The organism is Pararhizobium sp., from assembly GCF_035497515.1.
In the GTDB taxonomy this organism is placed as follows: domain Bacteria; phylum Pseudomonadota; class Alphaproteobacteria; order Rhizobiales; family Rhizobiaceae; genus Pararhizobium.
This window is the reverse complement of record NZ_DATJDJ010000180.1, coordinates 1-22,809: the sequence shown is the minus strand read 5'-3', so window position 1 is coordinate 22,809 and position 22,809 is coordinate 1. Positions and strand designations below refer to the sequence as shown.

The 22,809-nt window shown below is 62.5% G+C and carries 24 protein-coding genes; 13 read left to right on the top strand and 11 right to left on the bottom strand.

The genetic code is table 11. The features are described from left to right. Positions 1 to 89: 89 nt before the first annotated feature. Positions 90 to 1,886 carry an acyl-CoA dehydrogenase C-terminal domain-containing protein gene (locus tag VL202_RS19065; protein ID WP_325465651.1) on the bottom strand — a complete coding sequence of 599 codons (1,797 nt, stop codon included), beginning with the start codon at positions 1,884 to 1,886 and terminating at the stop codon, positions 90 to 92. Between the two features lie 376 nt (positions 1,887 to 2,262). Here VL202_RS19065 and VL202_RS19060 point away from each other — a divergent pair, with 376 nt between their 5' ends. The 4 genes from VL202_RS19060 to VL202_RS19045 all read left to right on the top strand — a co-directional run bounded on the left by VL202_RS19060 (position 2,263) and on the right by VL202_RS19045 (position 8,744). Continuing rightward, complete coding sequence (locus tag VL202_RS19060) at positions 2,263 to 6,336, top strand: peptidoglycan-binding protein (RefSeq protein WP_325465650.1); 4,074 nt, start codon at positions 2,263 to 2,265, stop codon at positions 6,334 to 6,336. A 252-nt stretch (positions 6,337 to 6,588) separates the two neighbouring features. Continuing rightward, complete coding sequence (locus VL202_RS19055; protein ID WP_325465649.1) at positions 6,589 to 7,515, top strand: sulfite exporter TauE/SafE family protein; 927 nt, start codon at positions 6,589 to 6,591, stop codon at positions 7,513 to 7,515. An 11-nt stretch (positions 7,516 to 7,526) separates the two neighbouring features. Continuing rightward, entirely contained in the window at positions 7,527 to 8,303 is a 777-nt protein-coding gene (locus VL202_RS19050; protein ID WP_325465729.1) for a TIGR02186 family protein, read from the top strand. Between the two features lie 204 nt (positions 8,304 to 8,507). Further along, positions 8,508 to 8,744 carry an Lrp/AsnC ligand binding domain-containing protein gene (locus VL202_RS19045; protein ID WP_037104964.1) on the top strand — a complete coding sequence of 79 codons (237 nt, stop codon included), beginning with the start codon at positions 8,508 to 8,510 and terminating at the stop codon, positions 8,742 to 8,744. Between the two features lie 6 nt (positions 8,745 to 8,750). Here the strand turns inward: VL202_RS19045 and VL202_RS19040 are convergent, their stop codons facing one another. The 3 genes from VL202_RS19040 to VL202_RS19030 all read right to left on the bottom strand — a co-directional run bounded on the left by VL202_RS19040 (position 8,751) and on the right by VL202_RS19030 (position 12,660). Continuing rightward, the gene (locus tag VL202_RS19040; protein ID WP_325465648.1) at positions 8,751 to 9,308 is read right to left on the bottom strand and encodes a dihydrofolate reductase family protein; all 558 of its coding nucleotides are present in this window, start codon (positions 9,306 to 9,308) and stop codon (positions 8,751 to 8,753) included. Positions 9,309 to 9,400: 92 nt separating this feature from the next. Next, on the bottom strand, positions 9,401 to 10,126 hold the full coding sequence (gene pdeM, locus VL202_RS19035; RefSeq protein WP_325465647.1) for a ligase-associated DNA damage response endonuclease PdeM: 726 nt from the start codon (positions 10,124 to 10,126) through the stop codon (positions 9,401 to 9,403). Between the two features lie 17 nt (positions 10,127 to 10,143). Next, complete coding sequence (locus tag VL202_RS19030) at positions 10,144 to 12,660, bottom strand: ligase-associated DNA damage response DEXH box helicase (protein ID WP_325465728.1); 2,517 nt, start codon at positions 12,658 to 12,660, stop codon at positions 10,144 to 10,146. A gap of 210 nt (positions 12,661 to 12,870) precedes the next feature. Here VL202_RS19030 and VL202_RS19025 point away from each other — a divergent pair, with 210 nt between their 5' ends. Together VL202_RS19025 and VL202_RS19020 are read left to right on the top strand one after the other, a co-directional pair. Then, complete coding sequence (locus VL202_RS19025) at positions 12,871 to 13,074, top strand: hypothetical protein (protein WP_325465646.1); 204 nt, start codon at positions 12,871 to 12,873, stop codon at positions 13,072 to 13,074. 70 nt (positions 13,075 to 13,144) lie between these two features. Then, positions 13,145 to 13,306 carry a hypothetical protein gene (locus tag VL202_RS19020; RefSeq protein WP_325465645.1) on the top strand — a complete coding sequence of 54 codons (162 nt, stop codon included), beginning with the start codon at positions 13,145 to 13,147 and terminating at the stop codon, positions 13,304 to 13,306. Between the two features lie 72 nt (positions 13,307 to 13,378). On the opposite strand, the gene VL202_RS19015 is transcribed toward VL202_RS19020, so the two are convergent. Then, the gene (locus tag VL202_RS19015; protein WP_325465727.1) at positions 13,379 to 14,020 is read right to left on the bottom strand and encodes a YitT family protein; all 642 of its coding nucleotides are present in this window, start codon (positions 14,018 to 14,020) and stop codon (positions 13,379 to 13,381) included. A 221-nt stretch (positions 14,021 to 14,241) separates the two neighbouring features. Here VL202_RS19015 and VL202_RS19010 point away from each other — a divergent pair, with 221 nt between their 5' ends. Next, on the top strand, positions 14,242 to 14,745 hold the full coding sequence (locus tag VL202_RS19010) for an Rrf2 family transcriptional regulator (protein WP_325465644.1): 504 nt from the start codon (positions 14,242 to 14,244) through the stop codon (positions 14,743 to 14,745). Between the two features lie 23 nt (positions 14,746 to 14,768). Then, on the top strand, positions 14,769 to 15,230 hold the full coding sequence (locus tag VL202_RS19005; protein WP_325465643.1) for a carboxymuconolactone decarboxylase family protein: 462 nt from the start codon (positions 14,769 to 14,771) through the stop codon (positions 15,228 to 15,230). A 198-nt stretch (positions 15,231 to 15,428) separates the two neighbouring features. Here VL202_RS19005 and VL202_RS19000 read toward each other — a convergent pair whose 3' ends face one another. Both VL202_RS19000 and VL202_RS18995 read right to left on the bottom strand, forming a co-directional pair. After that, the gene (locus VL202_RS19000; RefSeq protein WP_325465642.1) at positions 15,429 to 16,061 is read right to left on the bottom strand and encodes a YitT family protein; all 633 of its coding nucleotides are present in this window, start codon (positions 16,059 to 16,061) and stop codon (positions 15,429 to 15,431) included. A gap of 205 nt (positions 16,062 to 16,266) precedes the next feature. After that, positions 16,267 to 17,205, bottom strand: a complete 939-nt coding sequence (locus tag VL202_RS18995; RefSeq protein ID WP_325465726.1) for a methyltransferase domain-containing protein — start codon at positions 17,203 to 17,205, stop codon at positions 16,267 to 16,269. Positions 17,206 to 17,392: 187 nt separating this feature from the next. On the opposite strand from VL202_RS18995, the gene VL202_RS18990 reads away from it, so the two are divergent. Genes VL202_RS18990 through VL202_RS18980 form a run of 3 tightly spaced genes read left to right on the top strand, consistent with a single transcriptional unit; the run spans position 17,393 to position 19,561 of the window. Beyond that, a complete protein-coding gene (locus tag VL202_RS18990) occupies positions 17,393 to 17,659 on the top strand; it encodes a DUF6460 domain-containing protein (RefSeq protein WP_325465641.1) in 267 nt (88 codons plus the stop codon). Position 17,660: 1 nt separating this feature from the next. Further along, positions 17,661 to 18,164, top strand: a complete 504-nt coding sequence (locus VL202_RS18985; protein ID WP_325465640.1) for a CAP domain-containing protein — start codon at positions 17,661 to 17,663, stop codon at positions 18,162 to 18,164. A 35-nt stretch (positions 18,165 to 18,199) separates the two neighbouring features. Beyond that, positions 18,200 to 19,561: an MATE family efflux transporter gene (locus tag VL202_RS18980; protein WP_325465639.1), complete on the top strand. Its 1,362-nt coding sequence runs from the start codon at positions 18,200 to 18,202 to the stop codon at positions 19,559 to 19,561. Here the strand turns inward: VL202_RS18980 and VL202_RS18975 are convergent. Beyond that, entirely contained in the window at positions 19,537 to 20,625 is a 1,089-nt protein-coding gene (locus VL202_RS18975; protein ID WP_325465638.1) for a quinone-dependent dihydroorotate dehydrogenase, read from the bottom strand. The two genes, VL202_RS18980 and VL202_RS18975, sit on opposite strands and share 25 nt — an antisense overlap. Continuing rightward, positions 20,622 to 20,969, bottom strand: a complete 348-nt coding sequence (locus tag VL202_RS18970; protein WP_325465637.1) for a DUF952 domain-containing protein — start codon at positions 20,967 to 20,969, stop codon at positions 20,622 to 20,624. The genes VL202_RS18975 and VL202_RS18970 overlap by 4 nt, the downstream gene beginning before the upstream one ends. Positions 20,970 to 21,070: 101 nt before the next feature. Here VL202_RS18970 and VL202_RS18965 point away from each other — a divergent pair, with 101 nt between their 5' ends. Continuing rightward, positions 21,071 to 21,508 (top strand): hypothetical protein, encoded by a 438-nt coding sequence (locus VL202_RS18965; RefSeq protein ID WP_414692899.1) that lies wholly within the window; start codon positions 21,071 to 21,073, stop codon positions 21,506 to 21,508. A 68-nt stretch (positions 21,509 to 21,576) separates the two neighbouring features. Then, on the top strand, positions 21,577 to 22,224 hold the full coding sequence (locus VL202_RS18960) for a response regulator transcription factor (RefSeq protein WP_325465636.1): 648 nt from the start codon (positions 21,577 to 21,579) through the stop codon (positions 22,222 to 22,224). On the opposite strand, the gene VL202_RS18955 is transcribed toward VL202_RS18960, so the two are convergent. Together VL202_RS18955 and VL202_RS18950 are read right to left on the bottom strand one after the other, a co-directional pair. Beyond that, positions 22,187 to 22,438, bottom strand: a complete 252-nt coding sequence (locus tag VL202_RS18955) for a hypothetical protein (RefSeq protein WP_325465635.1) — start codon at positions 22,436 to 22,438, stop codon at positions 22,187 to 22,189. The genes VL202_RS18960 and VL202_RS18955 overlap by 38 nt on opposite strands. Before the next feature lie 50 nt (positions 22,439 to 22,488). Next, on the bottom strand, positions 22,489 to 22,809 hold a 321-nt coding region (locus VL202_RS18950; protein WP_325465634.1), incomplete at its 5' end, for a response regulator.

Genomic DNA, 22,809 nt, shown 5'->3' with positions numbered 1-22,809 from the left:
GCGGAGGGGAGGGTTCTTTTTTTGAGAAAGAAAGGCCCCTCCCCAACCCTCCCCACAAGGGGGAGGGGAGCACCTCGGTGCAAGCTCAATCAGAACGCCGCCGCGTCGAGCGCCATCAGCGTGTCGGCGCCGGTTTCGATGCGGGCTTTGCGCAGCGCGGTTTCCGGCATGATGCGTTCCATGAAGAATTTCGCGGTGACGAGCTTGTTTTTCAGGTAAGCCTCGCGGTCGCCCGAGCCTTCGGCCAGCTTTTCCTCGGCCGTCTTGGCGATCTTGGCCCACATGTAGCCGAGCACGACGAGTCCGAAGAGGTGCATGTAGTCGGTCGAGCCTGCACCGGCATTGTCGGGTTTTGCCATGGCGTTGCCCATGAACCACATCGTGGCGGCCTGCAGGTCGTTCAAACCTTTCTTGAGGCCCTTGGTGTACACGACCAGCTTTTCATCCGCGCGGTTCTCCTCGCAGAAATCGCCGATTTCCTTGAACAGGGCGGTGATGGCCCGCCCGCCGTTCAGCGCCAGCTTGCGACCGACGAGATCAAGGGCCTGGATGCCGTTGGCACCTTCGTAGATCATCGCGATACGGGCGTCGCGGACATACTGGCTCATGCCGTGTTCCTCGATATAGCCGTGGCCGCCAAACAACTGCTGGGCCATGACGGCATGGTCAAAACCCTTGTCGGTCAGCACGCCCTTGAGGATCGGCGTCATCAGGCCGAGGATATCGTCGGAAGTCTGGCGGTCATTGTCGTTGTCGCCGCGATGGGCGATGTCGGATTTCAGTGCGGTCCACAGCGTGAAGGCGCGGCCGGCTTCGTTGAAGGCCTTGATGGTCATCAGCACGCGGCGCACGTCCGGATGGACGATGATCGGGTCGGCCTTCTTGTCCGGTGCCTTGACGCCGGAAAGCGAGCGGCCCTGGATACGATCGCGGGCGTAGTTGGCGGCATTCTGATAGGCGACCTCGGAGATCGACAAGCCTTGCAGGCCAACACCGAGGCGGGCCTCGTTCATCATCACGAACATGGCGTTGAGGCCCTTGTTCTCCGCGCCGATGAGATAGCCGACAGCGTCGTCATAGTTCATGACGCAGGTCGAATTGCCGTGGATGCCCATCTTGTGTTCGATCGCGCCGCACGAAACCGTGTTGCGCTCGCCGACGGAACCATCGGCCTCGACGTGGAACTTCGGCACGATGAAAAGCGAAATGCCCTTCACGCCGTCCGGTGCGCCCTCGATGCGGGCCAGCACAAGGTGAATGATGTTGTCGGACATGTCGTGTTCGCCGGCGGAGATGAAGATCTTCTGGCCGGAAATCTTGTAGGACCCATTGCCTTGCGGCACGGCCTTGGAGCGCAACAGGCCAAGATCGGTGCCGCAATGCGGTTCCGTCAGGTTCATGGTGCCGGTCCAGTCGCCGGTGACCATCTTGGGCAGGTAGGTTTCCTTCTGGGCGTCTGTGCCGTGCACGAGGATCGCGGCGATCGCGCCCTGCGTCAGCCCCGGATACATGGTCAAGGCCATATTGGCCGACGACATGTATTCGCCGACGGCGGTGTGCAGCGTGTAGGGCAATCCCTGGCCACCATATTCTTCCGGAATGGACAGGCCGAGCCAGCCGCCCTGACGATAGAGATCGAATGCCTGTTTGAAGCCCTTGGGCGTCGTCACCGTCGCATCGTCGTTACGCTTGCAACCTTCCTGGTCGCCGGAGAGGTTGACCGGAAACAGAGCCTCTTCGGCCAGCTTGGCGGCTTCACCGACAATCGCTTCGATCATGTCCGGTGTCGCATCGGCAAAGCCGGGCAGGTTGTTGTAGCGCTCGATGCCGAGAACATCGTTGAGAATGAAAAGCGTGTCTTCTACCGGAGCCTTATAGCTGGGCATGTTTCCTGTTCCTCACCTGTAACCCTGTCATGGGTGCGCCATGTCATGTTCGCTATGCTACAAAACTTTGACGTTTGCGTAAACGTCAAAATTGGCAAATCGGGAAACTTTGATCGATGGCCGGCCGATAGCCGGAGCAGTGATGTGAAAGCCGCCCCAACCCCAGCATGCGCTCAAATCGTTAAAAAATTTTCAGTGAGGTTAACGGCTTGTTTACCACGTTTCGTGAAAGTGCATGTTGAGATGGTCACGGCTGCAAAAGTTCTGTCTTCGCGTCATTGCAGCCTTGTCCGGATCGGGGACCGGATCGGAAGGTGGGGATTTGCCTTTAGATGTCCAGAATCCGATTGGGCCGATGGAAAGAGGCGAAGAAACGATGAACGGATCGCGATCAAACACTCCACGCTCGGGCAATCCGGGTTCTGGCGCCTATGGCGACAGGTCGTCCCTCGATGCGCTGAACCGCACGATCGAAGGACTGGAAGCGCGCATCGAAGGGTTGATGGGGACCGGCGGACGTGAACAGCGCGGCCGCGACGTCACGGAGCGCGAAGCGCCCACATCGCGCCACGACCCGATCTCCGAAATCATGCAGCGGCAGCGGGCGCTGAGCGCCAGCCGCGAGCGCGACGCGCTCCGCGAACGGGTCCAGCCGGGACAGGATGCGCGCTCCGACGATCGCCGTCCGGCGCGGGCTCCGGTCCAGCCGAGGCGCGAGATGCCGCTTCCCGAGCGCCCGCTCAGTGAACGACTGCGCAGCGAGGTCTATCGCAGCGAACCGTTCCGGAGCGAGCCCGTCCGCCGCGAACCGTCCCGCCACGAGCCGATCCGCCAGGAAAACCTGCGCCAGGAGAATTATCGCCCGGAGCAATTCCGCAGCGAGCCGCAGCGTCCGGACCCGGCGATGGCCGAGATTGCCCAGTCGCTGGTTGGCCTGCGCCAGGAACTGAAGAAGGACATTGCCGACGGGCTTGCCCGCGAAATGGAAACATTGCGTGCCGAAATCCGCGGCATTACCGCGGATGCGGGCCAGGACCAGACGCTGGCCGAGGACATGCGCGGCGACCTGCAGCGATTGGCCGACAGCATCAACCAGCTTGGCCGGCAGGCGTCGCCTGCCCAAACGGATGAGTTGAAGCACGAATTCGACGACCTGCGCACGATGATCGACGGCCTTGCCCGCGAGGACAGCGTGCGCCGCATGGAAACGCGCTGGACCGGCGTCGAAGACCGGCTGAACGTGTTCGATACCAACCGCGATGACGAACTGGTGGCGCTGGCCTACCGTCTCGACGAGATCAAGACGCAGATCGGCTCGATGAACAGCGGCCCGGCGCTGCATGCACTGGAAGACAAGCTGGTCTCGGTCGCCCAGGCGATCGAGCTGATCGGCCGCCACATGCAGCCGGACGACCGCCGCCTGGCGTCACAGTTCTCCGATCTCGATGCCCGTCTCGACGAAATCAGCCGGGCGATCGTCGCCGGCGGCCGCACGGCAACGCCCGACAATGCCGCCGTAACCCGCGTCGAGGGCCGGCTTGCCGACCTGTCTCGTCAGATCGAAAGCCTTTCGGCAGCCCCGGACATGTCCGGTGTCAATCGTGTCGAAACCCATCTGGCCGATCTCTCGCACCGGCTCGACGTTCTGTCGCACCCGAACGACGGTGGCCTGGCTGCGCGGATCGAGGCGCTGACCTCCCGTGTCGAGGAACTGGCCAGCGAAGAGGCCGCCGTCCGTCTCGAGGAGCGGCTCGACCAGTTGTCGATGATGATGGAGCGGTCGCAGAAGGCTGCGGTCCAGCCGGATCTGACGGACTATCTCAGCGATATTTCGCGCAAGATCGACGCGCTCGACCAGGGTGCCGTCAATGACGCGCTTGCCGAACGTCTCGACGACCTCGCCCGCCGGATCGATTCGCTCGATGCTGCGCCGGTTTCCTTTGCCGGCAACGACCGGTTCACCCGGCTTGAGGACCAGCTGACGGATATTGCCATCCGTCTTGAGGAAACCCATGCCGCGCCGCAGGACGACAGCGAAATCCTGCGCAGCCTGCAGGACCAGATCGCCAACCTGTCGAGCCTCGTCAGCCAGCCGCGCGAGATCGTTGCATCGGCTGCCGTGCCCGCCGAATTCGAAGGCCGGATGACGGCGCTCGAGGAATATCTGGCGACCAGCGACGAATATATCATCGAGGCTGCCCGCCAGGCGGCAGAAGCGGTGATGGAAGCCTATTCGAAGAACGGCCCCGCGCAGATCGCGTCCGGCGGCGCCGACATGGCGGCGATCTCGGCGCTGGCCGATGACCTGAAGGTTCTCGAAGACTTGAGCCGCTCCAGCGAGGATCGCACGGCACGCACGTTCGAAGCCCTGCATGAAACGCTCGTTCATATCGCCGAGAAGCTGGAACGACTGGAAGAACGCGGCGTCGCTCAGGAAGTGCCGCGGACCTTCGGTCTGCGCGACTATCAGGAACAACGTCAGCCGGAAATGCCCAGGGCGTCGCAGCCGGTTTTCGACGCGCAGGATGATCCTTTCGCTGAGGCCGAGCTGGGCAGCCGTTATGAGGACCTGAAGCGCGACATGCATGCGCTGGCCACCGAGGCCGAGCCTGCTATGAGCGAGCCTGCTATTCCGGCGCGCGCCGAAATGGCCGAAACCTTCGTCGTCTCGGACCCGGCTGATGTCGAGCAGGTCGATATAAAGAAGACGACGGCAACTCCTGCCGGCAAGTCCGGCCTGCTGGCCGGACTTGCCAGGCGTTTCTCCGGAAAGCGCAGCGAGCCGGTGCGTCCGGTCGAGCGCCAGATCGTCGATCCGACGCCGCCGATGGATGCGGCCGAGACGATCGAGCCGGACATGGCCAACCAGCTCCTGGAGCCGGGCTCCGGCGTGCCGGACGTAAAGAAAATCCTTGAGCGTGTCCGCGCCGGCCAGAATGCCCGCGCCGCCCAGCCGAGCGAAGGCGACAAGGCCGATTTCATCGCCGCCGCGCGCCGCGCAGCGCAGTTGGCCGTCGAAGAGGTCGATACCCTCAGTCGCGGCAAGAGCGGTGCTTCGCCGTCGGCGATCGGCGGCGCCTTTGCCCGTCATCGCCGCCCGGTCCTGATGGCCGTCGGCGCAGTCTTGCTGGCGATCATGTCCTATCCGCTGGTCAACACGCTGATCCGTGGCGATCGTGCTCCGGTCGCCGTCATCGAACAACCGGTCGGCAAGGATGTGCAGGCGGCCGCTGATGTCGCACCGGTGACGCCGGCTGAAGAGACTGTCGACGGCGACAATGTCGAGCCGCTGAGCACGTTGCAGCCGCAGGCTGGAGAAGATACGGCCACCCAGGATGCAACGGGGCAGGACGCGGTCGGGCAGGATGGTGGCGAGGACGAGGCCGGGCAATCGGCGATGGCCGAGCCTCAGACGAGCCAGCCGGAAACCACAACACCGGAGCAGAGCCTGCCGCAGGTCGAACCCGTCAAGCCGGCAACCGACGACGCATCGCAGATGCTGGCTCCCGTCCCGTCGGATACGGCTACCAGTCTCGATGCGACGAAGGCCGATGGCGCCCAGGCGGAAGCCGCAGCACCGGCCGCCGCCGCTGACATCGCCGTTCCCTCCGAGATCAAGCCGGAAGCGCTGGTCGAAGCAGCCAAGAAGGGTGACCCGCTGGCAATGTTCGAGATCGGCGCTATTTATACCGAAGGCCGTGGCGTCAAGGCCGATCTGGCCGAAGCCGCAAAATGGTACCAGCGTTCCGCCGATGCCGGCGTCATCCCAGCCCAGTACCGTCTTGCGAGCCTGTATGAAAAGGGCAGCGGCGTTGCCCGCGATCTTCCGAAGGCGCGCACGCTCTATCTGCAGGCCGCCGAAAAGGGCAATGCCAGCGCCATGCACAATCTTGCCGTCATGCTGGCAAGCGGCGGCGCATCGTCGCCGGACTTCGCGGCTGCCGGAAGGTGGTTTGGCGAAGCTGCCGAACACGGCATCCGCGACAGCCAGTTCAACCTGGCAATCCTGTACGCGCGTGGCAACGGCGTGAAGCAGGACCTGGAAGAATCCTACAAGTGGTTCGCGGTCGCTGCCCGCGACGGCGATACCGATGCCGCCCAGAAGCGCGACGAAGTCGGCAAGGCCTTGAAGCCCGAACAACTGGAGAGCGCCAAGGCCAAGTTCGAAGCCTGGAAGGTGACGCCGCTCGCTGCCGACGCGAATTCGGTCGACGTGCCGGATGCCTGGGTCGGCAAGGGTGTGAAGACCGCGTCGGTCGACATGAAGAAGGCGCTGCGCAACATCCAGGCGATCCTCAACAACAACGGTTTCAACGCTGGAAAACCGGATGGCGAGATGGGGCAGAAGACCGTCTCGGCGATCAAGGCCTTCCAGAAATCGATCGGCCAGGAGCCGACCGGCCAGATCACCGATGCGCTGGTCAAGGAACTGCTGAAGCGGAACGGCTAGAACATGGCGTCTGCGGCCCTATTCATGCCGCAGACCGACCGCACAAAGAGAACGGCGAGGGGGTAGACTGCGGCCTTGCAGAAGGTTGACAGGTTTGACCCCAAGCGCATGACGGAATGACATTGAAATCGCAATTTTCACAATTGGTTTTCAGGCCCTTCCATCCTTTAAGAATTTCCCGTGGTGAATCAGTTGCCACTCTGACGTTTTCCGCCCGCATTGCGGGCTATTGGCATATTTTGAGGTCCGGCCGTGACAGTGTATCTGCCCATCGCAGAGTTGTCGGTGAACATACTCATCATCCTCGGCATGGGCGCGGCCGTGGGCTTCCTGTCGGGCATGTTCGGTGTCGGCGGCGGCTTCCTGATCACGCCGCTCCTGATCTTCTACAACATCCCGCCGGTCGTCGCTGTCGCCACCGGCGCCAACCAGGTCGTCGCCTCGTCGATCTCCGGCGCCATCACCCATTTCCGGCGCGGCACGATCGATATCAAGCTGGGGACGGTGTTGCTCTGCGGCGGTCTCGCTGGCGCCACCGTCGGCATCTGGATTTTCGCGCTGCTGCGCCGCATCGGCCAGCTCGACCTCGTCATTTCGCTCGCCTATGTGCTGCTGCTCGGCACTGTCGGCTCGTTGATGCTGTGGGAAAGCATGATCGCCCTGCGCCGCGCCGCCCGCAACGAGACCGTCACGCTGAAGCGGCCCGGCCATCACAACTGGGTGCACCGGTTGCCGCTGAAGATGCGGTTCAAGAAATCCAAGATCTATCTGAGCGTCATCCCGATTGTCGCGCTCGGCTTCTGCATCGGCATCCTGACCTCAGTCATGGGTGTCGGCGGCGGTTTCATCATGGTGCCGGCGATGATCTATCTCCTGCGCATCCCGACCAACGTCGTCGTCGGTACCTCGCTGTTCCAGATCATCTTCGTCTCGGCCTATACGGTCATCGTCCAGGCGACGGCGAACTATACGGTCGATATCGTGCTTGCCTTCGTTCTGATGATCGCCGGCGTGATCGGTGCGCAATATGGTGTCCGCGTCGGCCAGCGGCTGCGTGGCGAACAATTGCGGGCGCTCCTGGCGCTGCTGGTTCTTGCGGTCGGCATCCGTCTTGCCATCGAACTCATCATTCCGCCGAAGGAAATCTATTCGATCGTTTCCGCGGGGTTCGGTTTCTGATGTGGATCTCGATGCGCCCCCTCCTGCTGGCTGCCACTCTCGCACTGCCGATGGCCGTGCAGGCGGAGCCGATCGATTTCGCCGAAAAGCTGGATATCGGCATCTCCACCGACGAAATCTCGATCACATCGGATTTTCGCGGCGCGGACCTGACGATCTTCGGGGCGATCGACGGCTTCGACCCCAATATCCTGGCGCAGGGCAAGTACAATATCGTCGTGGCGCTCGAAGGGCCGAAGGAAAACACCACGGTGCGCAAGAAGGAGCGCGTCTTCGGCATCTGGATCAACACCAATTCCATGACCTTCGAACTGGTGCCGGAATCCTACTCGCTGTCGAGCACGCGCGACATCGAGACCATCGCGCCGCCCGGCGACATGACAAACATGGGTATCGGCGTCGCACATATGCCGCTGATCCCGCTCGGTTATATCGGCGACGGCAGCAACCTGACGGAATTCCGCGACGCCTTCCGCCGCCTGCGCGAGACGAACGGCGTCTATCAACGCGATCCCGGCGGCGTGCAGTTCATCAGCTCCAGCCTGTTCAAGGCGTCGGTCCGCTTGCCGGCCGATGTTCCCAACGGTGTGCATACCGTGCGCGCCTATCTGTTTCGGGACGGGGTTTTCGTCGCAGCCAAAGCGCTGCCATTGCGTGTCGTCAAGACCGGCCTAGAGCAGGCCATCACCCGCGCGGCGCACGAGTCGCCCTTCCTCTACGGCATCATCGCCGTGCTTCTGGCGGTTGTCACCGGCTGGATCGCCAGTATCGTCTTCCGCCGGGACTGAGTTTTCCTGTATGACGAAATCTGCCGGGTGTTCGTAACGGCGCGCCCATGAATCCGCCGACTGCGGCCCCGGAACGTGGCGGGAAGGCCAATCCGCTTCGTCAGTTCCGCAGCGCCTGTGGTTTCTGTATCGGTTGTTCCGTCACGGGTTTGCCTCGCCGCCAAAACAGGCTATTTCCGGTGAAGATATCAGGAGACCCGTGCCATGAAGCCGATTTTCGTCCAGCTGCAATGCGCCCCCGGCAAGACCTATGAGGTGGCCGACGTGATCTACAAGAAGGAAATTGTTTCGGAAATGTATTCGACCAGCGGCGATTACGACCTGCTGATCAAGGTCTATGTCGATGAAGAGCAGGACATCGGCAAATTCATCAACGACAATATCGCCACGGTGCCGGGCATCAACCGGTCGCTGACGACATTGACGTTCAACGCGTTTTAAGCCGTTTCAGCCGTTCTCGACATCATAGGTGAGGATAACCGAACCGCCGGCCGTCGTCGTCGAGCTTTTCAGCGTGAGCGTCGTCGTGTCGCGGCCCGGCTTGAAGAACGGCGTGCCGCGACCGAGCAGGACCGGCACGACGCAGAGCATGATCTCGTCGACCAGGCCGGCCTTGAGCAGGCTGTCGCAGAGTTCGCTGCTGCCGAAAACGCGGATCGGCTTGGTGGCCGTCTGTTTCAGGCGGGTGATATCCTCGACGATATCGGCGGTGACCGTGGTGTTGTTCCAGTCGCTTGCCGTGATGGTGCGCGAGGCGACGAGCTTCGGCAGGCCGTTCATGAAGGCCTTGACCTCGTCTTCCTCTTCCGCCGTCGTCCAATAGGCCTTCATGCCCTCATAGGTGACGCGGCCGAAGACCAGAGTGTCCGTCGTATCACCATATTCCTTCGACAGCTTGGCGAGCTCCGGACCCCAGGCGCGCCCGTGGAACTGAAGGTCCCACTTCGTCTCGCCTTCGAAAAAGCCGTCGAGTGTGACGAGATTCCAGATACACAGCTTGGCCACGGTCACTTCTCCCAAAACCGGGTTTCATTAGGCCGAATGATGATAAGTCTGATTGCAAATTGCAAGCGGTTTCTTGGGCCGGTCTGCGTCGGTCACCCCAGCAGGTTCGAGAACCGAACCGAATAGATTCGGTCGCGACCGAGCATATGGGCGACGAGGTTGGTGCGGTCGAACAGGCCGTGCATGGCCTTGTGGCGCAGGTCGAGCCCGCCGGTGGTGACGCCGAAGGCGGGCATGATCAGGCGGCGGTTGTCGGTGGCAAAACAGGCGCGGCGGACGCGTTTTTCACGGCGCGTCACGGTGGCGGCCGGATGGAGATGGCCGGCGATCTCGCCGGCGGCCCCATTCATTTCCGGTTCGTGGCGAAAGATCAGGCCGGCATAGTGGAGTTCGTTGGCGGAGGTGCCGGGCAGGCCGATGGTGCCGTCGGGATCATGGTTGCCGTTGATCCAGATCCATTCGCGTCCGCGCGCCATCGTCTCGATCATGCCGCGAAACTGTTCCGGCATCAGGGCGGAGCCGACGGGGTCGTGGAAATTGTCGCCGAGGCTGATGACGGTCTTGGGATCGTGGCGGGCGATGACGGCTTCCAGGATGCGCAGCGTCGCCAGCGTATCGTAGGGTGGCAGCATCATGCCGCGGCGGGCAAAGGCCGAGCCCTTTTCCAGATGCAGATCGGAGACAACGAGGATATCGAGATCCGGCAAGTAGAGCCCGCCCAGCGGATCGCAGATCGCGGCGACGCCGTTGATGGCGATCCGGGCAGACAAAGCCGGATTGTCCGGCAGGGCAGAAAGGGCATGGGTGATGCGATGCATGGTTTTCCGGCGCGACGTCAAAGGTGGTGCTCGCCGGTCACATCATCGAACAGTTCGTCGGCGGCTTCCGCAAGCAGGAAGTCCTGCGCGTCGCCATTGACCGATTCCCTGCCGATTTCCAGCATGACCGGCACGGCCAGTGGCGAAATCCGTGTCAGCGGACGGTGGGTGATGCGACCCTTGATTCGCGCCAGCATATCGCCAAGCCGCTCGATCTCCAAAAGTCCCGTCGAGGCATCGTTGCGGGTCGCTTCCAGCAGGATGTGATCGGGCTCGTGGCTGCGCAGGACGTCATAGATGAGATCGGCCGAGACGGTGACCTGCCGGCCGCTCTTTTCCTTGCCGGGATGGCGCTGGTCGATCAGGCCGGCGATCACGGCGCAATTGCGGAAAGTGCGCTTCAGGAGGAAGCTCTCGTTCAGCCAGGCCTCCAGGTCGTCGCCGAGCATGTCCTCGTCGAACAGGTTGGCAAGTGCCGGCCGGCCCTTGCGGAAGGCGACGCCGAGATCCTCCAACCCCCAGATCGCCAGCGAATAATCGGTGGCGACGAAGCCAAGCGGCTTCAGCCCGGCGCGGTCGAGCCGGCGGGTGAGCAGCATGCCGAGCGTCTGGTGTGCCAGCCGCCCCTCGAAGGCGTAGATAACCATGTAATGCCGGCTGCCGCGTGGAAAAGTCTCGATCAGGAGTTCGTCTTCCTTCGGCAGCATCGACAGGTCGTTCTGCAGCGACAGCCAGTCACGCACCTGATCAGGCAGGGACGTGTGACGGGCGGGATCGGCCAGCATCTTGCGAACTTGGCTGGCGAGATAGGTCGACAACGGAAACTTGCCGCCATTGTAGGAGGGGACCTTCGGGTCGAGCTTATAACCCTGGCTGACCAGGCACTCGCTCTCGCGGATGCCCTCGAAGCGCAGCACCTTGCCGGAAAATAGGAAGGTGTCGCCGGGCGACAGCATCTCGATGAAATATTCCTCGACCTTGCCGAGTGCCATTCCTCCCCGACCGGGGCCGCCGCGCCCGAGCGAGCCGCGGGCATTGTGCTTGACCATGCGCACATTGAGCATCGGGGATTCGACGATCGTGCCGACGTTGAGGCGATATTGCTGGGCGATCTGCGGGTTAGAGACGCGCCAGAGGCCTTCGACCGTCTTGCGGATCTTGGCGTAACGTTCATAGGTGCGCAGCGCATAGCCGCCGGTGGCGACAAAATCGATGATGCGCTCGAAGGTTTCCCAGGGGAGCGTGGCATAGGGCGAAGCGCTGGTGATTTCGGCGTAAAGCTCCAGCGGATCGAACGGGGCGGCGCAGGCCATGCCGAGCACATGCTGAGCGAGCACATCGAGCGCGCCCTTGCCCACCGGTGGCGTATCCTGGGCGCCGAGATAGTTGGCATCCAGCGCCGCTTGGCACTCCATCACCTCGAAACGATTGGCCGGAACCAGGATGGCGCGGCTCGGCTCGTCCATGCGATGATTGGCGCGGCCGATGCGCTGGGCAAGGCGGGACGCCCCCTTAGGCGCGCCGACATGGATGACCATGTCGACATCACCCCAGTCGATGCCGAGATCGAGCGTCGAGGTGGCGACCACGGCACGCAGCTTGTTTTCGGACATGGCCGCCTCGACCTTGCGTCGCTGGCCGACATCGAGCGAGCCGTGGTGCAGGGCAATCGGCAGGTTGTCGTCATTGATGGTCCATAACTCCTGGAAAACGCGCTCGGCCTGGCTGCGGGTATTGACGAAAAGCAGAGTGGTTTTCGTCTCGCCGATTGCCCGGTAGATATCGCCGATTGCATAATTTGCCGAATGGCCGGCCCAGGGCACGCGCTCCTCGGTCGAGAGGATCGAGATGTCCGGCCGGGCGCCGCCGGTGACCGTGATCAGGCCGGCGTTATGGGTTTCGCCTTCGTTCTGCGGAACGAGCCAGCGCTGCAGGTCCATCGGGTCGGCGACGGTGGCGGAGAGGCCGATCGCCTGCATGCGCGGCGCCAGGCGCCGCAGGCGGGCAAGACCGAGCGACAGCAGATGGCCGCGCTTGGAGGTGACGAGCGAGTGCAATTCGTCCAGCACGACATATTTCAAGTCCTTGAAAAACCGTTCCGCTTCGCCGTTGGCGAGAAGCAGCGCGACCTGCTCGGGGGTCGTCAGCAGGATATCCGGCGGGTTGAGCTTCTGGCGCTGGCGCTTGGAGGCCGGCGTATCGCCGGTGCGGTTCTCGATGCGGATCGGCAGGCCCATGTCGCCGACCGGCTTCATCAGGTTGCGCTCGATATCGACGGCCAGTGCCTTCAGCGGCGAGATGTAGAGCGTATGGATGCCGGTAAAGGCCGAACCTGGCGGGATCATGCCACGCTCGGTCAGCGAGACCAGCGATGGCAGGAAGCCGGCGAGCGTCTTACCGGCCCCGGTCGGCGCGATCAGCAGCATGCTTTCGCCACCCTGCACGCGTGACAGGAGTTCCAATTGATGGGCGCGCGGCTGCCAGCCCTTTTCCGCGAACCAGCGCAGGAAGGGTGGAGGCAGGATGAGCGGCATCTCCGCGCGGGTCGTGGAATCGATCTGGTTCACGCGAACAAATGTAGATCAAACCGGCGGGAATTGAAGAGTGATGTTCGATGGAAGGCTGCTGAAGGGCGGGAATTCCCTTGGTGATAAAAATTTTGAAACGGCGGGAACCCTTTTCGGTGCGGCGAATTGAGAAATTCATGCGAATTTTTCGAGGGCGAGATCAAAAAGGAGGGCGTCATGCCGTTTTCAGCGTCTGAAGAACAGGTCATTCCACCGGATGAGCATATCCTGACCGTCCAGGAGGCACTGGAACCGCTTTTCCAGAAACTGGAGCATGATGCCGAAACCCGACTCGTCGAGGCCGCCGTCCACGCTGGCTGGTCACCCTACGAGGCACTGCATGCGATCGTCCAACTGAAGAAGCAGGACGTGGCCACTTGAGGCATCGTCCGGGAGTGCCTGGACAGACGGCCGAACGCCGTAAAACTCTGTAATTGTCAGCTTACGCGGATTGGCGGCCGACTTCGCCTGCATGCTGCGGGGTGGCCACAAGGCGGCCGGGTGGCCGCTCGACCTTCAAGCCTTTCTCGACCTGCCGCATCTGCTCATCTCGCCGAAAAATGATCGTTTCGGCCATGTCGATATGGTGCTGGCCAAACGCGGATTGTCGTGACGTCTCGCGCTGATGCTGCTTAGCATCTATGCGGCACCACTGCTGATTGCTCCGGCCGGCGGATGCCGTAGATCACATCGCGATATAACGATCCTTGCGGTGGTTGATGGCGAGCGCCAGGTTCATGACCACGGAGCCCAGGATCGAGCAGGCGATGATGAAGGGGCTTGCGAGGAAAAAAGAGCAGGCGACGATCGTGCCGTCGAAGGCGAGTTGGACGAAGCCTGCACGCCACCCGAAGCGATCCTGGATGTAGAGCGCCAGAATGCCGACGCCGCCGAGGCTGGCGCGATGGCGGAAGAGGGCAAGCAGACCGGCGCCGATCACCAGGCCGCCGAACAGCGCGCCGACCAGCGGATTGACATGGGTAAGACCGAGCGCGCGGGGCAGGACTTCCGACATGGCCGAGGTGAGCGCGACGGCCGCGAATGTCTTGATCGTGAAGGCGAGGCCCATGCGGCGGAAGGCCAGATAATAGAAGGGCAGGTTGACGGCGAAGAAGCAGGCGCCGAAGCTGAAGCCGGTCGCATAGTGGACGAGGAAGGCGATGCCCGGCGTGCCGCCGGTGAGCAGGCCGGCGCTCGACAACAGCGTGATGCCGAGCACGGCGAGCATGGTGCCGGAAATCACCCCCTGCGCATCATCGACCAGCGAATGACGTTCCGCGCTCGATGCCATCAGTGCCGCAAAGGCGGATTTTGCCGGTATCACCATCATCGTCTTCGATCTCCCGATTCAGAGTAGAAGCCGGCCAGCAAAAGCGGGTGACCGGTTTCAGTCGGCAGCGCTGGCGGTCGATCCGCCCATGGCACCTGGCTCTTGCGCCTCTTCTATCGCCCCGGTTCCGGAACGCAAGCAGGGGTCGGAAAATTGCCGCTTGACGATTGCGATAATCATGGATAAAAAATATCTACGATAGAAACGGAGGCAAGCCGATGAAGATGAGCGAGGGTGTCGAACAGGCCATTCACAGCGTTGCGATGCTGTCGGGCCTTTCGGAGAACAGCGTCCTGTCCGCCGCCGCGATTGCCGAATTTCACGGCGTATCGACCAGCTATCTCCTGAAGCATCTGCAGGCGCTTTCGGGTGCCGGCATTCTCGAAACCGTCCCGGGCCCAAAGGGCGGCTACCGGCTGGCGAAGAAGCCGGCCAACATCACGCTGCTCGATGTCGTCCTCGCCGTCGAAGGCCCGGCGCCCGCTTTCCGCTGCGGCGAGATCCGCCAGCGTGGGCCGAACCCGGTGCCGGATCGCTACTTCACCAAGCCCTGCAATATCTCGGCGACCATGCTGCGGGCGGAGCGGGTCTACCGGGCCGAACTTGCCAAAACCTCGATCGCCGATCTCGGCATCCAGCTTGCGGAAATCGACGATGGCCCGATCGCCGCCCGCAGCTGCGCCTTCCTCGAAATCCACGAACGCAAAGCAACGGCTCGCTGAGCCCTCAACCAAGGAGAAGTGACATGCATCCTCGCCTCGACATGACCAAGGCATCGCCGGAAGCCTTCAAGGCCGTTCTGGCGCTTGAAAACTACGTGCAGGGTTCCGGCCTGGAGCGCCGCTTCATTCACCTGATCAAGCTGCGGGCCTCGCAGATCAACGGCTGCGCCTATTGCGTCGATATGCATGTCAAGGAATCGCGCCATGACGGCTTGAGCGAACAGTGGATCAACCTGATGTGCGTCTGGCGGGAATCGCCGGTTTATGACGCTCGCGAGCGGGCGCTGCTCGGCTGGGTCGATGCGGTGACCAACCTTGCCCAGACCGGCGCGCCGGATGATGCCTATGAGACGCTGGCGGCGCATTTCTCGGCGGAAGAAATCGCCAAGATCACGGTCGCGATCGGCACGATCAATGTGTGGAACCGCATTGCCGTATCGTTCCGCTCCCAGCATCCGATCGACAAGGTCGTGAAGGCGGCCTGAGGCATCGCACAATAGAATGAGAGCGCGAAAGGGTAGCCTTTCCGCTCTCGTTCGTTTGGGCTTTCGAAAATCGGATGAGGGGGCAGCCGGTGCCGCCCTTGGCAGTGGCGCGGCGTAGTCTTTCGCAAGATTACGCCTCTGGCCCCCTCATCACCTCGCTTTGCGCGCAGCGTCTCCTCCGCCTGGAGGACGTGCGGTCTACAAAGCGATGTAGCGGTCGGCGCGGTGATTGATGGTCAGGAACAGGTTGAAGACCACCGCACCGAGCACGGAATAGAACACCACGGGAGGCGTGGTGACGAAGAAGGCGGCAGCAAGGACACACAGGTCGATGGCGAGTTGCACGAGGCCGGCGCGGATGCCGAAACGCTCCTGCATGTAGATGCCGAGAATGCCGACGCCGCCGAGGCTGGCGCGATGGCGATAGAGCGCCAGCAGGCCAAAGCCGAGCAGCAGACCGCCGAGAAGGGCAGCCCAGGCCGGATGGATTTCAGAGATCTGGAATACCTGGCTCTGCACATTGGTGAGCAGCGAGGTGATGCTGATGGCGATGAAGGTCTTCACCGTGAAGGCCATGCCGAGCTGCTTCCACGACAGATAGAAGAAGGGCACGTTGAGCAGGAAGAAGGCAAGGCCGAAATTGATGCCCAGCGCATAATGCAGCAGAAAGGCGACGCCAGCCGTACTGCCGGTCAGAAGGCCGGCGCTGGCCAGCACATAAAGCCCGAGTGCTGCCACAAGACTGCCGGAGAAAACGCCCTGCACGTCCTCGACCGGCGTGTGGCGCGTGGCATTGGTATTCCAGAAGCCAAGTGCAGTGATAAGGCTCATGCGACGATCTCCGGCGACAAACGGGCAGGTGCTTCGGACCAGTCGGAATGACAGGCCGAGCAGGACACATGGGAATGAAGTGCAAGTGCGATCTTCGAATGCGCCGCCTGTGTGCGATGCAGCATTTATCGCGATTTCCGCTGTTGCGATCAAGTGAAATATGTAAGCAATGCTGACCTATTTTAAATTCGCAAGAAACGTTCGTTCAGATCGATTTTTGCGTAAGGAACAGCATGCCGGACAGGGGCTTGCCGCCATCATTGCGAATAGTGGTCTCGCGATCCGCCAGTACTATCAGCCCGAAATCGGCGCAGCATCGACGGATGTAATCGCGCGAATGAGCATAGCGCAGCGACGGACGCAGGACGACGTCGCCGTCCTCTCCGGCCTCCTCGGTCGAAAAGGCGAAGATGCCGCCGGGCGAAAGCAGTTCGCAGGCCAGCATGAAGACACTGTCGAGATTGCCGAGATAGAGGAAGACGTCGGTGGCGCTGACCAGGGTGGCGCGATGGGAGGCGCTGCCAGTGAACAATCCGGACGTCTCCGGCGGCAGGAACAGGTCCGCCTGCCCGAGATGATCGTAGACGCCCTTGTCGGCGGCCTTGGTCAGCATGTTGGTCGAGAGGTCATAACCTTCGAGATAATCGGTGCGGGCGCGGATGCGCTCGCCGAACAGGCCAGTGCCGCAGCCGAGATCGATGACATGGGCAAAGCGCGCGTCACCAATCTCTTCCTCGATCAGGGCCGCGAGCGTTTCCGGCACGTTGTAACCGAGCCTGTCGACAAGCGAGACGTCGAAGCGGTCGGCGTAATCGTCGAACAGGCGTTCGACATGCTGGCTCGGCGGCTGGCCGCCCACCGGCGCGCTGCCAAGGAAGGCGAGCTTCAGCGAAGCGCCGAAAATATCCTCCGGGTTCAGGTCCAGGACTTTCCGCAGCGCCTCGACCGCCGCCTCTTTGCGGCCCGATTTCTCCTCATAGTCGGCGAGGCGGAACTGGCCGGCGGGCCAGTCGGGAACCAGTTCCAGCGCCTGGCGCATCAGGTCGGCCGCCGCCGCATGGTCACCCTCGGCGGCCAGCATATGCGCATATTCGGTACGGCGATCGGCAATCAGGTTGCCGGAGGAGAGCTGATTGGAACTGATGGTTCTGCGCCTTGATCCCGTGCACGGGCTTCTGCTCGCGACGTTCAGCGCTTTTCGCGCGTGGCAGGCGAAATGGCAAGGCACGATTTCGCGGGCACCGATCCAAGAGGCCGCATCGCCAATCCTTGCAGCTTGCGGCAGGCCGCCCCGCAGCTTATGTCAGGCGAAACAGGAGAATCATGACGTCATGGCCGATGGAGTGAACAGGTTTCTGGGCGATTCGCCCCTGCGCGTGCTGGTCAAGCTGCTGGTGGTCTCGATCATCGTCGGCTTCGTCATGGCCGTTTTCGGCTGGACGCCCTACGGGATTTTCGACACGGTCAAGGATTTCGTCCTCGACATCTGGAATTCGGGCTTCGCGGCCCTCGGAAAGGTCGGCGACTACTTGCTGCTGGGTGCAGCCGTGGTCATCCCCGTCTTCATCATCCTGCGCATCCTCAGCTACCGGCGGTAACATGCACGACCAGACTTTCCCTGCCTCGCGGCGCAATCTGCTGCGCGCGGGCGCCCTTCTTTCGCTCGGTTTGCTGGCTTCCTGCGGTACGCCGAAGCTGACGCCCAGCGGTGACGGCAGCGACCAGACCGATGCGACGCTGGGTTACGTCAATAACCTGAGGAAGCAGAAGGGGCTGGAGCCGCTGGTGCGCGACCCCGCAGCCGCGCAGGCGGCACTGTCGCAGGCAGGCCGCATGGCCAAGGCCGGAAAGATGTCGCACCTGATCGGCATGGGCGACAGTTTCCTCGATCGCATGAAGGGCGGCGGCGTTTCCCTGCCGGCGGCGGAAAACATCGCCGTGGGCCAGGACAGCGCCGAACGGGCCTACACCGCCTGGTTCAACTCGCCCAAGCACCTGGAAAACATGCTCGGCCCAAATTATCGCGGCCTTGGCGTGGGGATGATGCGGAATCCGGCTTCCGGAAACCGACCCTATTGGGCCATGGTGCTCTCGACCAGCTGACCTGATTCTCGACAGGGCTGGCTTACGAGGCAGGCATGACGCAGACATCCGACTTTGCTGAAAATATCGATGGGGCAGGCCCATTCCTCGTCACCAACCGGCTGATCCTGTCGATCGCCGTGCCGATGACGCTGGGTTTCCTGACGACGCCGCTGCTCGGCCTGGTCGATACGGCGGTCATCGGCCATCTCGGACAGGCGACGCTGCTGGCCGGCCTTGCCGTCGGCGCGATCATTTTCGACCTCATCTTTACCACTTTCAATTTCCTGAGGGCAGCCACGACCGGTCTTGTGGCGCAGGCCTTCGGGCGCGGCGACAGGACGGAGGAACAGGCGGTCTTCTGGCGTTCGCTGATTATTGCGCTTGTCTGTGGCAGTGCCCTCATTCTGGTTTCGCCGCTGCTGCTCTCGGCGGGCCTGTGGTTGCTGGCACCGGGCCCGGAAATAGAGGCCGTGACACGCACCTATTTCGAATACCGCATTCTCGCCGGCCCTGCCTCGCTCGCCAACTACGCCATTCTCGGTTTCGTGCTGGGGCGGGGGCAGGGAACGACCGGGCTGATGCTGCAGACGTTGATCAACGGCATCAACATCGTGCTGTCGATCACGCTCGGTCTTTATCTCGGCTGGGGCGTGATGGGCGTGGCGCTGGCGACGGTGACCGGCGAGGTGGTCGGCGCGATCGTCGGGTTTGCCCTGATCCTCGCCCGTTTCGACAGGACGGTGGCACCGAGCTGGGCAACCATCTTCGCCACCGAGCGCCTGAAGCCGCTGTTCGGGCTGAACCGCGACATCATGATCCGTTCCTTCGTGCTGCTTGCCGCCTTCATGCTGATGACGCGGATCGGCACCTCGTTCGGTCCGGTGACGCTCGCCGCCAATTCCGTTCTGATGAGCATCTTCCTGGTGGCGGGCTATTATCTCGACGGGCTTGCCAACGCCGCCGAACAGCTAACGGGCCGGGCGATCGGCGCGCGGTTCCGTCCCGCCTTCGACCGGGCCTTGCGGATGACCGCCACCTGGTCGCTGGCGCTTGCCGGCATGACCACGATCGCCTTCCTTGTCTTCGGCAACAGTCTGGTGGACCTTCTGACGACGGCGGCCGACGTGCGGACGGAGGCCTATATCTACATGCCATGGGCGGCGATCACGGCACTGACGGGCGCGCTCGCCTTCCTGATGGACGGCGTGTTCATCGGCGCCACCTGGTCGCGCGACATGCGCAACATGATGCTTCTGGCTTTTGCCGGCTATGCCTTGGCGCTCTGTCTTCTGGTGCCCGCCTTCGGCAACCACGGCCTGTGGGCGGGGCTCAACCTGTTCCTGCTGTTTCGCGGCACCTTCCTGATGGCACTGGTGCCGCGCCGTTCGGCTCAGACGTTCCGGTCGGCCCAGTAATCCGTACGGCTGCCGCGGATGTCGGCGATCGAGCCGAGCCTTTCGCGGTCGCAGAGCTGCGACAGGCCGCGCACGATGCGACTTGCGAGCGACGGGCCTTCATAGACCATGCAGGAATAGAGCTGGACCAGATTGGCGCCGGCACGGATTTTTTCCGCCGCCGTTTCGGCGGACGAGACACCGCCGACGCCGATGATCGGCAGGTCCGGCCCGACGCGCTTGCGCATCTTGGCAAGCACGATGGTGGATTTCTCGAACAGAGGCTTGCCGGACAGGCCGCCATTTTCCTTGGCCTGCCGCTGGTCCTTCAGCCCGTCGCGCGACAGCGTCGTGTTCGACACGATCAAGCCATCGAGATTGTGCGACAGTGCCTCGGCGGCGATATCGTCCATGCCTTCTTCGGTCAGATCGGGGGCGATCTTCAGGAACACCGGCACGCGGACGCCGACCTTCGCCGCCTCTTCGTCGCGCGCGGCAAGCACAGCCGACAGCAGCGCAGACAAGCTTTCGCGGGCCTGCAGGTCGCGCAGACCCGGTGTGTTCGGCGAGGAGATGTTGGCGGTAAAATAGCGGGCGACGTCGTAGAAGGTGCGGATGCCGGCGACATAATCGGCGATGCGATCGGCGCTGTCCTTGTTGGCGCCGATATTGACACCGATCATCGCCGAACGCGAGCAGGTGCGAAGGCGTTGGAGGGCGGCCTGGTGGCCCTCGTTGTTGAAGCCGAGCCGGTTGATGACGGCGTCATCCTCGACCAGGCGGAAGATGCGCGGCTTGTCATTGCCAGCCTGGGCCTTCGGCGTGACGGTGCCGATCTCGGTGAAGCCGAAACCGAGCCGCAGCAGTGCTTCCGGCACATCGGCGTTCTTGTCGTAACCGGCGGCCATGCCGATCGGATTGGCGAAGGTGAGGCCGGCGACCGTCTGGGCCAGGCGCGGATCGGCTGGGGCGGCGCAGGACGGGACGAGGCCGGTCTTCAGACCCTTGATCGACAGGCCATGGGCGGCTTCCGGATCGAACATGAACAGACTGCGGCGGGCGAGTGACTGAAAGACATCGATCATCGGTCAAGCTCCGGAAAGATATGGGCACCGGTGGCATCGAGCGGCAGCGGTTTTTCCCAGACGACGGCATTGAGCGGCAGGGTGCCGTAGAGATGGGGAAACAGCGCGCCGCCGCGTGAGGGTTCATAGACGAGGGCATCGCCAAGCCTGTCGCCATCGATGGCGACCAGCAACAGGCCGTCCTGCCCGGCGAAATGGCGCGCTGCGGTTTCGATCGCCTGCTCGGCAGTGGAAAAATGGATATAGCCATCCGTCAGGTCGATCGCGGCGCCCTTGAATTCTCCGCGCGCTCGGGCATCTTGCCATAGAGTTGCCGGAACGATTTTGTAGATGATGCTGGGCATGCCGCCGTTTCCTGGAGCTTGGACAATATCCTTTGCGGAATTGCCGCAATTTTCCGCGAAAGTCCACCTTCAAGCGGCTTTTGGTGATCAAGGAGAATGCGATGAAGAGGATGCTGATGCCGGGGGCTGCCCTTTGCGGCCTGTTGAGTGCCTTTGCGGCGGTGGCTCAGGAGCCGGCGCCCGGGCGCTACGCCATGCAGAAGACCGACAGCGGTATCGCGCGGCTGGACACGCAGACCGGCGAGGTTTCGCTCTGTCAGGAAAAGGACGGCGAGATCATCTGCCGGATGGCCGCCGACGAGCGCACGGCCTTCGACCTGGAATTGGACCTTTTGACCAAGCGCATCGAAACCTTGGAGAAAACCGCCGCAAACGGACAGAGCGGCCTCAAACCAAGGCTTCCCAGCAAGGAAGAGATTGACCAGACGATGAGCATCATGGAAAGAATGATGCGCAGTTTCATGGGAATTGTGAAGGATCTGGAGGACGAGGAAAAGTCGCCGTCGGAAAAGACGGAGGACAGGCCTCAAAAGACCTGACCGGATTCGCATGCGCGGCAGGGAAGTTGGAGGATTTGCCTGTCGCGAAGCTCTTGGGAGGGAGCGTCATGACGACAGGTTTGACCATCATCATCGCGGATGACCACCCGCTGTTTCGCGGCGCGATGCGCCAGGCGCTTTCCGGCATGCCCGGCAATCCGACGGTCATCGAGGCCGGCGACTTCACGTCCGCCCGGCAGGCAGCGATCGACACGGTTTCGGCCGATCTGATGCTGCTGGATCTCACCATGCCCGGCGTCAGCGGCCTGTCCGGGCTGATCGCGCTTCGAGCAGAGTTCCAGAGCTTGCCGGTGATGATTGTCTCGGCCCATGACGACCCGGCGACGATCCAGCGGGCATTGGAACTGGGCGCCAGCGGCTTCCTGTCCAAATCCGCCGGCATCGACGAAATCCGCCAAGGGATCGATACGGTGATATCAGGCGATATCTTCACGCCGCCCGGCTTCGTACGCGGCATGGAACATGAACCGGAAGTCGCGGCTCTCCTGCAGCGGCTGCAGACGCTGACGCCGCAACAGTCCCGTGTGCTCGGCATGCTGGCGGAGGGCCTGCTCAACAAGCAGATCGCCTACGAACTCGGCGTCTCCGAAGCGACCATCAAGGCGCATGTCTCGGCGATCCTGTTGAAGTTGAATGTCGACAGCCGCACGCAGGCGGTCATCCAGCTTGGCAAGGTCGCGGCTGTGGCGGCTTGACGGGGATCACCGTCCGGCGGCCGAGACAGAGGGTGCCGGGGTAATGCTGGTGCTGATATCGCCCTGCTGCTGGCAGTCGCTGGAGATTCTGCACCGCGGTGACGCGCGCATCAAATGCCTCGATGACATCCTCCAGCTGTGACAGGTAATCGTCTTCGATACGCTTCGACAGAAAGATCACTTCCTTGATATCGACGGCATCATCCGAGGTCATCCAGCAACCCGATTATGGTGTTTCCGCTATAAATACAAAGAACATTCTCATCATTCCGCTGCCGCCTTCATCGAGACCGACAACTGGGTGAGCCAGGCCCGCATCGAGGCGGGGCGGACGGGTTTGTTTTGCAGGGCGATGCCGTCGCGTTCGGCGGCGCCACGGACTTCGGGCGAGCGGTCGGCGGTGACGAGCAGGGAGGGGATGTCGGCGCTGAAATGCAGGCGGATGGCGCGGATCACGTCGATGCCGGTGCCGTCGTCGAGATGATAGTCGGCGATAATCCCGTCCGGCCGAATGTCCTCGCCGGTCAGCCCCTCCTGCCAGGCGAAAAGCGAGGGCACGGTTGCGACGGTGCAGCCCCAGCCTTC

What these genes read in the sequence shown, in the direction of transcription:
- VL202_RS19065 (WP_325465651.1), bottom strand. Translation starts at nt 1,886, where the DNA reads ATGCCCAGCTATAAGGCTCCGGTAGAAGACACGCTTTTCATTCTCAAC.
- VL202_RS19060 (WP_325465650.1), top strand. Translation starts at nt 2,263, where the DNA reads ATGAACGGATCGCGATCAAACACTCCACGCTCGGGCAATCCGGGTTCT.
- VL202_RS19050 (WP_325465729.1), top strand. Translation starts at nt 7,527, where the DNA reads ATGCGCCCCCTCCTGCTGGCTGCCACTCTCGCACTGCCGATGGCCGTG.
- VL202_RS19045 (WP_037104964.1), top strand. Translation starts at nt 8,508, where the DNA reads ATGAAGCCGATTTTCGTCCAGCTGCAATGCGCCCCCGGCAAGACCTAT.
- pdeM (WP_325465647.1), bottom strand. Translation starts at nt 10,126, where the DNA reads ATGCATCGCATCACCCATGCCCTTTCTGCCCTGCCGGACAATCCGGCT.
- VL202_RS19030 (WP_325465728.1), bottom strand. Translation starts at nt 12,660, where the DNA reads ATGCCGCTCATCCTGCCTCCACCCTTCCTGCGCTGGTTCGCGGAAAAG.
- VL202_RS19025 (WP_325465646.1), top strand. Translation starts at nt 12,871, where the DNA reads ATGCCGTTTTCAGCGTCTGAAGAACAGGTCATTCCACCGGATGAGCAT.
- VL202_RS19015 (WP_325465727.1), bottom strand. Translation starts at nt 14,020, where the DNA reads ATGGTGATACCGGCAAAATCCGCCTTTGCGGCACTGATGGCATCGAGC.
- VL202_RS19010 (WP_325465644.1), top strand. Translation starts at nt 14,242, where the DNA reads ATGAAGATGAGCGAGGGTGTCGAACAGGCCATTCACAGCGTTGCGATG.
- VL202_RS19005 (WP_325465643.1), top strand. Translation starts at nt 14,769, where the DNA reads ATGCATCCTCGCCTCGACATGACCAAGGCATCGCCGGAAGCCTTCAAG.
- VL202_RS19000 (WP_325465642.1), bottom strand. Translation starts at nt 16,061, where the DNA reads ATGAGCCTTATCACTGCACTTGGCTTCTGGAATACCAATGCCACGCGC.
- VL202_RS18990 (WP_325465641.1), top strand. Translation starts at nt 17,393, where the DNA reads ATGGCCGATGGAGTGAACAGGTTTCTGGGCGATTCGCCCCTGCGCGTG.
- VL202_RS18985 (WP_325465640.1), top strand. Translation starts at nt 17,661, where the DNA reads ATGCACGACCAGACTTTCCCTGCCTCGCGGCGCAATCTGCTGCGCGCG.
- VL202_RS18980 (WP_325465639.1), top strand. Translation starts at nt 18,200, where the DNA reads ATGACGCAGACATCCGACTTTGCTGAAAATATCGATGGGGCAGGCCCA.
- VL202_RS18975 (WP_325465638.1), bottom strand. Translation starts at nt 20,625, where the DNA reads ATGATCGATGTCTTTCAGTCACTCGCCCGCCGCAGTCTGTTCATGTTC.
- VL202_RS18970 (WP_325465637.1), bottom strand. Translation starts at nt 20,969, where the DNA reads ATGCCCAGCATCATCTACAAAATCGTTCCGGCAACTCTATGGCAAGAT.
- VL202_RS18965 (WP_414692899.1), top strand. Translation starts at nt 21,071, where the DNA reads ATGAAGAGGATGCTGATGCCGGGGGCTGCCCTTTGCGGCCTGTTGAGT.
- VL202_RS18960 (WP_325465636.1), top strand. Translation starts at nt 21,577, where the DNA reads ATGACGACAGGTTTGACCATCATCATCGCGGATGACCACCCGCTGTTT.
- VL202_RS18955 (WP_325465635.1), bottom strand. Translation starts at nt 22,438, where the DNA reads ATGACCTCGGATGATGCCGTCGATATCAAGGAAGTGATCTTTCTGTCG.